At 69.4% G+C, this 10,383-nt stretch carries 10 protein-coding genes; 2 read left to right on the forward strand and 8 right to left on the reverse strand.

Annotated elements, in window-relative coordinates; translation table 11 throughout:
• A partial coding sequence (locus MJ785_RS02520; RefSeq protein WP_370652852.1) for an FAD-dependent oxidoreductase occupies positions 1-740 on the reverse strand: 740 nt, incomplete at its 3' end.
• A 359-nt stretch (positions 741-1,099) separates the two neighbouring features.
• On the opposite strand from MJ785_RS02520, the gene MJ785_RS02525 reads away from it, so the two are divergent.
• Positions 1,100-2,347, forward strand: coding sequence for a cytochrome P450 (locus MJ785_RS02525; RefSeq protein WP_239379988.1), 1,248 nt, complete (start codon positions 1,100-1,102; stop codon positions 2,345-2,347).
• A 22-nt stretch (positions 2,348-2,369) separates the two neighbouring features.
• Here MJ785_RS02525 and MJ785_RS02530 read toward each other — a convergent pair whose 3' ends face one another.
• The 7 genes from MJ785_RS02530 to MJ785_RS02560 form a co-directional block, all read right to left on the reverse strand.
• Entirely contained in the window at positions 2,370-2,900 is a 531-nt protein-coding gene (locus MJ785_RS02530) for a PGPGW domain-containing protein (protein ID WP_239310790.1), read from the reverse strand.
• Positions 2,901-3,140: 240 nt separating this feature from the next.
• A complete protein-coding gene (locus tag MJ785_RS02535; RefSeq protein WP_239379989.1) occupies positions 3,141-3,860 on the reverse strand; it encodes a response regulator in 720 nt (239 codons plus the stop codon).
• 234 nt (positions 3,861-4,094) lie between these two features.
• Positions 4,095-4,982, reverse strand: coding sequence for a potassium-transporting ATPase subunit C (locus MJ785_RS02540; protein ID WP_239310788.1), 888 nt, complete (start codon positions 4,980-4,982; stop codon positions 4,095-4,097).
• Positions 4,983-4,987: 5 nt separating this feature from the next.
• Positions 4,988-7,177 (reverse strand): potassium-transporting ATPase subunit KdpB, encoded by a 2,190-nt coding sequence (kdpB, locus tag MJ785_RS02545; RefSeq protein ID WP_239379990.1) that lies wholly within the window; start codon positions 7,175-7,177, stop codon positions 4,988-4,990.
• On the reverse strand, positions 7,177-8,838 hold the full coding sequence (gene kdpA / locus MJ785_RS02550) for a potassium-transporting ATPase subunit KdpA (RefSeq protein ID WP_239310786.1): 1,662 nt from the start codon (positions 8,836-8,838) through the stop codon (positions 7,177-7,179). Before kdpA ends, kdpB begins: the two co-directional genes overlap by 1 nt.
• Positions 8,839-8,928 carry a potassium-transporting ATPase subunit F gene (locus MJ785_RS02555; RefSeq protein WP_239310785.1) on the reverse strand — a complete coding sequence of 30 codons (90 nt, stop codon included), beginning with the start codon at positions 8,926-8,928 and terminating at the stop codon, positions 8,839-8,841. It lies immediately after the preceding gene.
• Positions 8,925-9,155 (reverse strand): hypothetical protein, encoded by a 231-nt coding sequence (locus tag MJ785_RS02560; protein WP_239310784.1) that lies wholly within the window; start codon positions 9,153-9,155, stop codon positions 8,925-8,927. Before MJ785_RS02560 ends, MJ785_RS02555 begins: the two co-directional genes overlap by 4 nt.
• Before the next feature lie 258 nt (positions 9,156-9,413).
• Here MJ785_RS02560 and fabI point away from each other — a divergent pair, with 258 nt between their 5' ends.
• A complete protein-coding gene (gene fabI, locus MJ785_RS02565) occupies positions 9,414-10,187 on the forward strand; it encodes an enoyl-ACP reductase FabI (RefSeq protein ID WP_239310783.1) in 774 nt (257 codons plus the stop codon).
• Positions 10,188-10,383: the final 196 nt, after the last annotated feature.

A 10,383-nucleotide genomic window follows, 5' to 3' on the forward strand; every position in this document is an offset into this window, starting at 1 on the left:
TCGACCCGCTGTTCCAGGGGCCGGGGCAGGCCGAGGGCGGTGAGCCAGTCCGCACCGCGGGAGCCACGCCCGGTCGCGTCGACGACGAGGTCCGCACTGACGAACTCCGCCCCATCGGCGGCCGTGGGCTCCGGCCGCAAGCCGTCGGGAGCGCTCCGCCCCGCCCGGACGATCCGCACGCCGATGATGCGTTCGCGCGCATGGGGAGCCGCGACAAGCCCGGTCGCCACTGCCCGCTGGACGAGCTCCACACCCGGCATCCCACGCAGATTCGCCTGTATGACGGCTTCCAGCAACGGCCTGCTGGCAAGGAGCGAGATCAGTCCGGTCTCGGTGGGGTGCACCCGTAGCCCCCGCAGGTACCAGCGGGAACCCACCAGCGTCTCGATCGCGGGAGCGCCCCTCGCGCCGAGCTCGGCGGTCAGCCCGGGAAACAGCTCCTCCATGATCTGGCGGCCGCGGTCGAGCAGGCCGTGCAGGTGCCGGCCCTGGGGGACGCCGCGGCGTGGGTCCGCGGTCACCAGAACGTCCCGTTCGAAGACGGTGACCCGGTCGAAGCTTTCCGCGAGCACTCGGGCCGCGAGCAGCCCGGCGATACCGGCGCCGAGGACAACCGCGTGGGCACGTTCGCCGCCGGTCGCGGCGGTCGCGGCGGCCGGGGCGGGCCGAGCCCGGGACAGATCATCAACGTCGGTCCCGCGTCCTTGGCCCGGGTGCCGGACCGTCCCGCCGTGTGCCATCACGCCTCCGTGGCCGTCATGTGCTCGCCGCCGGTATATGGGAGCGCTGGCATCGACCTTATTATCATTCTTTTGCGCGGTCTCTCGGTTATCGGATGCTCCGATAGATCTATTTGTCGCCGCAATAACCGGAAGGAATGCGATCCGGCCGGGAGGGAGTTCGTAAGGAATATGTCGCGTCAGGTAAACGAACTGTTCACCGCAGTGCCGGTCGGCTCTGTTGATATATTACTTTACCGGTCGATCCGACACGCTCGCCAATGTCCGTCCAGGCGTCGGCGCCGGCGTATCAGTCCCTGCCGTCGGCGCTTGTGCCCGGCGACCGGAGAAGTGCCGAAGAATCGTGCGAGGGAGCCGAAATGGATCTGGCGACCACCCCGGCGCGGACGCGGAACGACGCTGCCGTACCGCCTCTCCTGGATGAGCTGTTCGAGCCCGCGAACCGCGCCGACCCCTACTCGCGATACCGGGCCCTGCGCGACGCCGGGCCGCTGCACATGTCAGCCTTCGGGCTGCACCTGGCAACCCGTTACACGGACTGCGTCACAATCTTGCAGAGTGCGGACTGGGGCCATGACAAGGAGGCGGAGCAGCTGCACCCCACGATTCCGGCAGCCGCCTTCCCCGACACATTCCTGTGGATGGAGCCGCCTGATCACACCCGGCTACGTGGCCTGGTCACCAAGGGTTTCACCGCACGGCGGGTGGCCGAGCTCCGGCCACGTATCACCGAACTGGTCGACAGCCTGTTCGACGCCGCGCTGGACGCCGGCGAGTTCGACCTGATCGAGATGATGGCCTACCCGCTGCCGCTCACCGTGATCTGCGAGATCCTGGGCGTGCCCACCGGTGACCACCCGCTTGTGCAGAAATGGTCGCAGGCGCTCGCGCACGCGTTCGATCCGGACGTCTACCTGACCGCCGAAGCGCTTGCCGCCCGTAACGAGGCGCTCCCCGAGTTCGCCGCGTACTTCCGCGCGCTTGTCGACGAACGGCGGCGTAGCCCCGGAGACGATCTGATCAGTTCCCTGGCCGCGGTGGAGGAGCAGGGCGACAGGCTCACCGCGGACGAGGTGCTTGGCACCTGTATCACTCTGATCATTGCGGGCCATGAGACGACCGTGAACCTGGTCGGCAATGGCTCCCTCGCCCTGCTGCGCAACACCGATCAGCTCGAGCTGCTGCGCGGGCGGCCGGAGCTGATTCCCCGGGCCGTCGACGAGTTGCTGCGCTACGATTCGCCCATCCACCTGAACACCCGTGCGGCCAAGCGGGAGCTCGTGGTCGGCGGCCGTACCTTCGCTCCGGGGGAAGGCGTGGTCGCTCTGATCGCCTGCGCGAACCGCGACCCGGACGCCTACGTCGAACCGGACCGGCTCGACGTCACCCGCTTCTTCGGGGAGCGTCCGGTCTCCCGCCACCTGTCCTTCAGCCTCGGCCACCACTACTGCCTGGGCGCGCCGCTCGCCCTGCTGGAGATGGAGATCTTCCTCAGCGCGCTGGTGCGTCGCGTCAGGTCCGCCGAGCTGCTCAGCGCTGACCCCCCCTACAAGCCGAACATCCTCATCCGTGGCCTGGCGCGTCTGCCGGTCCGATTCACGGCCTGAGCCTGTCTCGTGCTGGAGGTTCTCAGGCAGGCGGTGGCTCACCTGGTTGGGAACCTCCAGCGGTGGAGGGAGAGACGGCCGACGCCCGCTCGCGGCGTTGGTGTTCCTCCGCCCGGTCGAGCAGCTGCGCCGGGGTCAGCCGGCCGGCGTTGCGCGCCTGTCTGGCCTGCCACAGACTCACCAGCATCGTGGCGAGAATCACCAGGCCACCGAAAATGAGGCTGCCTCCCGTCCACGCGGAGGAGAAGGGCAGCCCTTTCACCGTGATCCACACGATACCGGCGGCAACCATGCCAAGCCCGAACACGATCGTGAAGGCGGCTGACCACATTGCCGCCGCGGCCTGGTCAGCAAGGTCGGCGGCCTTTTTCCGGGCCTTGTCGAACCGCCGGCGGGCCCATTCGTACTCCAGACTCAGGATGAAGAACCCCAGCGCGATGACGAGGAACCCCGGGCCGGGCAGGGCGAGCAGCGCGACGCCCACCCCGAGCACGCTCACCCCGGCCGTGGTCACCGCGATCCGGCGGACGAGGCGAACACCCCTGTTCAACACCGTGGCACCGCCTTCCCACGGATCGTGCCGGTATCAATAACGGTCGGCGTCCGGCGTCGGTCCGGGCACGTTCTCGCCACGGTACCCAGCCAGCGGCACCGGAAGACGCGGGGCTGGGGCACGCACCTCGCCACGTTGCCGTCAGTCGCCACCCACCACCTCCGGTGGCTCCCTCCACCGCCTCGCGATGCACGCACCCCAGCCCCGCTCCTTGATCCACGCCCCTGTCGCCGGAGCCTCTTATGGCCGGAAGCGGCAGCCCATGCCCGGTTCGGTGAGCAGGTGGCGGGGGCGCGATGGGTCGGGCTCCAGCTTGCGCCGGAGCCGGGCCATGTATTCGCGCAGGTAATGGCTGTCTGGAGTGGATGGTCCCCACACCGTGGTGAGGAGCTGGCGTTGGCTGACCAGTTTGCCCGGGTGGCGTAGCAGGACCTCCAGCAGCGCCCACTCGGTCGGGGTGAGCCGGATGTCGCGGCCCGCCCCAGCCGGCACGGCCGGGCCGCGGGCGGCCCTCGCCGCGGGCACAGCACAGGTGACCGTATGGGCGGCGAGGTCGATCTGGCAGTTGCCGATGATGATCGGTTCCAGGTCCTCGCTGCCCGGCGTACGGCGTGACACCGCGCGCAGGCGTGCTAACAATTCGTCGATGTCGAATGGTTTGGTGACGTAGTCGTCGGCCCCGGCGTCGAGCGCCGCGACCTTGTCGCTGCTGCCGACCCGGCCTGACAGCACGATGATCGGGACCGTGCTCCAGCCGCGAACCCCGCGGATGATCTCAACGCCATCAAGGTCCGGCAGGCCCAGGTCGAGCAGGATGATGTCGGGCTGGTAAGAGCCCGCGCGGCGGAGCGCCTGCCGTCCGTCCTCGGCGGTCTGCACCTCGTAGCCGCGCGCATGCAGGTTGATGCGCAGGGCACGCACGAGCTGCGGCTCGTCGTCGACGACGAGGACCCGGCTCATGGCCGGCGCGCCGGATGCGCGGCCCCCGCGGCGGGGCTGGTGCTGGCCGGAGCCGCGCGCCCCTTGTCGGCAGCTCCGCCGACCGAACCATGACCGGGCATGTCCGACTCCGTTCCTCGGCGCGGGCCGCTCATCCGCGCCAGCGGGCCAGGCGCGGATGAGCGGGTGCGCGGTTCCCCAGGCTGGCCCCTGTCACCTGGCCGCTGTCAGCTGGCGACTACTGTGCAGTCTGCTTCAGCGCAGCCGCTCCAGCGCCCTGTTCAGGTTGAGGACGTTGACGGTGGGCTCACCCAGGAAGCCCACCGCCCGGCCGTGGACGTGGTCGTCGACCAGCGCGCGGACAACGGCCGGATCGAGGCCACGGGCCCTCGCCACCCGGTTGACCTGCAGGCGGGCATAGGCGGGGGAGATATCGGGGTCAAGCCCACTGCCACTGGCGGTGACCGCGTCGGCAGGCACCGCCGGTGTGGCGGGTGCGTCGCCACGCACGACGACCAGCTTGCCGGCGGAGACATCGTCACCGAAGGTGTGGCACTCGACCTTCATCCCGGCGAAACTCGTGATGAACGGAGCAGCCGGGCACTCCTCGTTGACACTGACCACGCGGGTGACAGCGCCCTGGTAGCCGGGCTGGTCGTAGAACACCGACAGGACGGCCCCGACGCCGCCAGGCGTGCAGTTCGGCCGCGACCCGTCGACGCCCTCGAGCGTGCCGATCGCGGCGCTGCGGGCACAGACCTGGGTGAGCAGGCTCTGCTTGCCGGAATCGTCGGTCACGTTCGGGTCCGCCAGGGTGTCGACGATGCTTTCCGGGCCCAGGTTGCTCGCGCTGGTCGCGGTCGGGTCGTAGCCGCCGCCGGCCGCCGACGGCCGGCTCTGGAAGTACTTCGTGATCGGGTTGCCCTTGTCGTCGGTGAACGACTGGCCGATCAGGCTCGAGCCGGCCACGGTGCCCCTGGCATCGCGGACGAACGAGCCGTCGGCCTTGTCCTTCAGGCCGGGGAGCTGGGCGATGGCGAGAACCAGCAGCGGGTAGCCCAAGCCGAGCAGGATGGTGAAGACGAGTATCGCCCGTAGCGCGGCAAGGTGCTGGCGGATCCAGACAGGGACGCGAGAGAACATGACAGTCACCGGGCTCCGGGGATGAACTGGATGGCCAGATCGATGAGCTTGATGCCGATGAACGGAACGATCAGCCCGCCGAGACCATAGAGGCAGAGGTTACGGCGCAGCATCCGCGAGGCGCTCGCCGGCCGATAGCGCACCCCGCGCAGGGCGAGCGGGATCAGCGCGATGATGACCAGAGCGTTGAAGATGACCGCGGACAGGATCGCCGACTGCGGGCTGTGCAGCCGCATGATGTTGAGTGTGTCCAGGCCCGGGTACACCGCGGCGAATATCGCCGGGATGATCGCGAAGTACTTGGCGACGTCGTTGGCGATGGAGAACGTGGTCAACGCCCCGCGGGTGATGAGGAGCTGCTTGCCGATTTCGACGATCTCGATGAGCTTCGTCGGGTTGGAATCGAGGTCAACCATGTTGCCGGCTTCCTTCGCCGCCGACGTGCCGGAGTTCATGGCGACGCCGACGTCGGCCTGGGCCAGCGCGGGAGCGTCGTTGGTCCCGTCGCCGGTCATCGCGACCAGCTTGCCGCCCTCCTGCTCCCGCCGGATCAGCGCGAGCTTGTCCTCGGGGGTCGCCTCAGCGAGGAAGTCGTCGACCCCGGCCTCCTCGGCGATGGAGCGGGCGGTCAGCGGGTTGTCACCGGTGATCATTACTGTCCGGATGCCCATCCGCCGCATCTCGTCGAACCGCTCCCGCATGCCCTGCTTGACGATGTCGCGCAGGGCGACGATGCCGAGGACCCGAGCGGCCCCGTCCGTGGCCTCGGCGACCAGCAGCGGGGTGCCGCCGGAGGCGGAGATGCCGTCCACCAGCTCACCGGCGTCCGGCGGGATCGTCCCGCCGCGTTCGGTGACCCAGGCCATGACGGAGCTGGCCGCGCCCTTGCGGACCTCGCTCGCCGGCTGGCCCCCGGCGCTGCCGCCGAGGTCCACCCCCGACATCCGGGTCTGCGCGGTGAACGCGACGAACCGTGCGTGGGTCAACTCGCCGGGGGCGCGTTCCCGCAGGCCGTAGGTGTTCTTGGCGTAGATGACGATGGAGCGGCCCTCGGGCGTCTCGTCGGCCAGCGAGGACAGCTGCGCGGCCCTGGCCAGCTCGTGCTCATCGGTGCCGCCGACCGGGAGGAACTCGCGTGCCTCCCGGTTGCCGATTGTGATCGTCCCGGTTTTGTCCAGCAGCAGGGTGTTGACATCACCGGCGGCTTCCACGGCCCGGCCGCTCATCGCCAGCACGTTGCGTTGCACCAGCCGGTCCATGCCGGCGATGCCGATCGCCGACAGCAGCGCACCGATCGTGGTGGGGATCAGGCAGACCAGCAGCGACACCAGCACGATGCCGGTCACCCCGTTGCCGCCCAGCGCCGAGGTGTCGGGGATACCGGGCTGCTGTGCTTTCGAGAAGATCGCCAGCGGCTGCAGTGTCGCGACCGCGAGCACGAAGACGATCGTCAACGAGGCCAGCAGGATGTTCAGCGCGATCTCGTTCGGGGTCTTCTGCCGGTTCGCGCCTTCCACCAGCGCGATCATCCGGTCGATGAAGCTCTCTCCCGGCTTCTGGGTGATCTCCACGACGATGCGGTCGGACAGCACCCGGGTGCCGCCGGTCACCGACGAGCGGTCGCCGCCCGCCTCGCGGATCACCGGCGCGGACTCGCCGGTGATCGCCGACTCGTCCACGCTGGCGATGCCCTCGACGACGTCTCCGTCACCGGGGATGAACTCGCCCGCTTCGACGACGACCCGGTCACCTTGGCGTAGCCGCGGTGCGGGCACCCGTTCCTCGCCGCCCGCGGGCGTCAGGCGCCGGGCGAGGGTGTCGGTCTTCGTCCGCCGCAGCGCTTCGGCCTGTGCCTTCCCGCGGCCTTCGGCGACCGCCTCGGCGAGGTTGGCGAACAGCGCGGTCAGCCACAACCAGATGACGATCAGCCAGGCGAACGCCGTCTCGTCGCGGATCGCGAGCACAGTGGTGAAGACCGCGCCGATCTCGACGATGAACATGACCGGGTTGCGGTAGAGCGTCGCCGGATTCAGCTTGCGCAGCGCGCCCGGGGCGGAACGCCACAGCTGTCTCGGGTCGAGCAGCCCGCCCCGCACCTGGCGCGGTGGCCCCGGCTGCCCCGGCTGGGCTGGGTGCGCCGGGTGGGCTGGGATGTCAGGCGGTGACACGGGCGCTCCGATCGCAGTGGTGGACATCAGTGCAGGCCCTCCGCGAGAGGCCCGAGCGCGAGCGCCGGGAAGTAGGTGAGCGCGACGACGATGACGGCGACGCCGGCGAGCATCCCGGCGAACTGCGGCCGTTGGGTCGGCAAGGTTCCGGCCGAGATCGGCACCGGCTGCTGGCGGGCCAGCGACCCGGCCAGGCCGAGAACGAACACCATCGGCAGGAACCGCCCGGCGAGCATCGCGATGCCCAGCGCCGTGTTGTACCAGTTGGTGTTCACGGTGATGCCGGCGAAGGCGGAGCCGTTGTTGTTCGCCGCTGAGGTGAAGGCGTAAAGGACCTCGGAAAGGCCGTGCGCGCCCGCGTTGAGCATCCCGGCCCGCTCACCGGGCCGGGCCATCGCGGCCGCCGTGCCGATCAGCGCGACCGCCGGTGTGGTGAGGATGTAGAGGGAGGCGAACTTGATCTCCCGGCTGCCGATTTTCTTCCCGAGGTACTCAGGCGTCCGTCCGATCATCAGCCCGGCGACGAACACCGTGATCACGGCCAGGATGAGCATGCCGTACAGCCCCGACCCGGTGCCACCCGGAGCGATCTCCCCGAGCATCATGTTCACTAGGAGTGTCGCCCCGCCGAGGCTCGTGTAGGAGTCGTGGAACGAGTCGACCGCCCCAGTGGAGGTCATCGTCGTGCTACTGGCGAATGCGGCCGAGTCGGGTATCCCGAACCGGGTTTCGGTGCCCTCCGCCGCCGCGCCGACCGCGCCCGGCACGGTGCCGTGGTGGGCCATCTGGAAGCCCGCGTTCACCGCGAAGCTCGCGATCAGCAGGCTGGCCATCACCGCTACGATCGCGAGCCCCTGGCGGGTGTTGCCGACCAGCCGGCCGAACGTCCGCGGCAGCGAGAAGCCGATGAGCAGCAGCAGATAGATCTGGAGCCAGTTCGTCCAGCTCGTTGGGTTCTCGAACGGGTGCGCGGAGTTGACGTTGTAGAAACCGCCGCCGTTGGTGCCGAACTCCTTGATGGCCTCCTGGCTGGCCACCGGGCCGCCGGTCACCCTCTGCGTGCCGCCGGCCAGCGTGGTGACGGCGCGGCTGCCGTGCAGGTTCTGGATCACGCCGCCGGCGATCAGCACGACCGCGGCCACGACGGCGACCGGCAGCAGGATGCGCAGGCAGGTCCGGGTCAGGTCGACCCAGAAGTTGCCGACCTGGTCGGTCCGTTTGCGGGTGAGGCCGCGGACCAGCGCGATCGCGACCGACATGCCGACCGCGGCCGAGACGAAGTTCTGTACGGCGAGACCGGCCATCTGCGCGAGATGGCCGAGCGTCGACTCACCGGAGTACGACTGCCAGTTCGTGTTGGTGACGAAACTCACCGCCGTGTTGAACGCCTGGCCCGGTTCCATCCCCGCGAAACCGAGGCTGAGCGGCAGCCGATGCTGCAGCCGCAGGAGGGCGTAGAGGAACAGCACGCCGACGACGGAGAACGCCAGCACGCTGCGCAGGTAGGTGCTCCAGCGCTGGTCGGCCTCGGGATCCACCCCCACCAGCCGGTACACGCCGCGTTCCACCCGCAGGTGCCGGGTGCCCGTGTAGACGCGGTACATGTAGTCGCCGAACGGCCCGTAGGACAGAGCAAGGGCGCCAACGAGCACGACGACGAAGACGAGCCCCGCGGTCGTCGTGTTCATCTAGAACCTCTCCGGGAACAGGATGGCGACCACCAGGAAGACCGTGGTCGCGGCGGCGAGGACCAAGCCGACGATGTTTTCCGCGTTCACAGCTTTTCCGCTCCCTTCGCGGTCAGCGCGAGCAGCGCGAAGACCACGATGGTGATAAGCACGAACAGAACGTCACGCATGGGCGCTCCTGGCCTTCGAGTCGGTCGGGCAGGGGATGTCCGGTGGCCGGCCGCCACCGGGCTCGTCACACGGGCAGCGGCGGAAGGCCAGCCGGATGCCGTCCGCCCGCAGGCGCGGACCTGCCAGCCCCGCGGCGCACCGGACACCGCACACCCCTTCAGCTCACGGCAGCCGCCCTGGTCTGCCGTCGGTCATGCTGGACCAGGCGGGCGGCACATGCGGCCGGCGTTGACGCCCTGTGTACGGTCATCCGGAAAATTCCTACGCCGTGTTGACGCCGGCCAGCGTCATCGAAGCGATCATGCTGTGGGCGCTCGGTCGTGCGGGATCCACGGCTGGCGGCGGGTGAATTTGTCGGTGCGGCGTCTCGCCAGGCACTGGTGATGTTTGACAGGATGCCGCCTGTGAGTGGACTCCTTGTAGGTAAGCGCATCCTTGTCACCGGCGTCTTGACCGATGCGTCCATCGCGTTCGGGGTCGCCCGGATCGCCCAGGAACAGGGCGCGACGGTGGTGCTGACAGGCTTCGGCCGCGGGCTGTCGCTGACCCGGCGGATCGCCAGGCGGCTGCCTGCCGAGGCTCCCGTCATCGAGCTGGACGTGACCGACGAAGGGCACCTGAGCGCGTTGTCCGACCGGGTGCTTGAGCACACCGACGGGCTGGACGGCGTACTGCACGCGATCGGCTTCGCACCCGAATCCGTGCTGGGCGGGAAGCCGTTCGTGGAGGCCCCCTGGGCCGAGGTCGCCACCGCGGTACAGGTTTCGACCTGGTCGCTGGCTGCCCTGTGCCGGGCAGCCCTGCCGCTGTTCAGCGAGCGGGTGTCGGTCGTCGGGCTCGACTTCGACGCGGCGGTGGCCTGGCCGTCCTATGACTGGATGGGGGTGGCCAAGGCCGGTCTGGAGTCCGCCACCCGCTATCTCGCTCGTGATCTTGGACCTCGCGGGGTGCGGGTCAACCTGGTCGCGGCGGGGCCGCTACGCACGATGGCCGCCAAGAGCATCCCCGGGTTCGAGCGGTTCGAGAGCGTCTGGGACGAGCGTGCGCCACTGGGCTGGAACATCCACGACACCGGCCCCACAGCGCAAGCCTGCGTGGCGCTGCTGTCGGACTGGTTCCCCGCCACCACCGGGGAGATCATTCATGTGGACGGCGGTGTGCACGCGATCGGCACCTAGCCGAACAAGAGCGACCGAGGATAGGACTGTCCGGCTCGCGGCTCCCCGCATCCCGCCCGGCCGCGTTGTCGTCAGCCGGCGCCCAGCAGCAGGGCGCCTTCCTCTGCCCGCGAGCTCCAGGTGATCCGGCTGGAGCGGGACCTCGCCGAGCATTAACGCCCATCCGGCCTACAGGGTGGTGTGGCTGGCGGCCGTA

This window comes from Protofrankia sp. CiT1 (genome assembly GCF_917627335.1).
Taxonomy (GTDB): domain Bacteria; phylum Actinomycetota; class Actinomycetes; order Frankiales; family Frankiaceae; genus Protofrankia.

What these genes read in the sequence shown, in the direction of transcription:
- kdpB (WP_239379990.1), bottom strand. Translation starts at nt 7,177, where the DNA reads ATGTCCACCACTGCGATCGGAGCGCCCGTGTCACCGCCTGACATCCCA.
- MJ785_RS02535 (WP_239379989.1), bottom strand. Translation starts at nt 3,860, where the DNA reads ATGAGCCGGGTCCTCGTCGTCGACGACGAGCCGCAGCTCGTGCGTGCC.
- MJ785_RS02525 (WP_239379988.1), top strand. Translation starts at nt 1,100, where the DNA reads ATGGATCTGGCGACCACCCCGGCGCGGACGCGGAACGACGCTGCCGTA.
- kdpA (WP_239310786.1), bottom strand. Translation starts at nt 8,838, where the DNA reads ATGAACACGACGACCGCGGGGCTCGTCTTCGTCGTCGTGCTCGTTGGC.
- MJ785_RS02540 (WP_239310788.1), bottom strand. Translation starts at nt 4,982, where the DNA reads ATGTTCTCTCGCGTCCCTGTCTGGATCCGCCAGCACCTTGCCGCGCTA.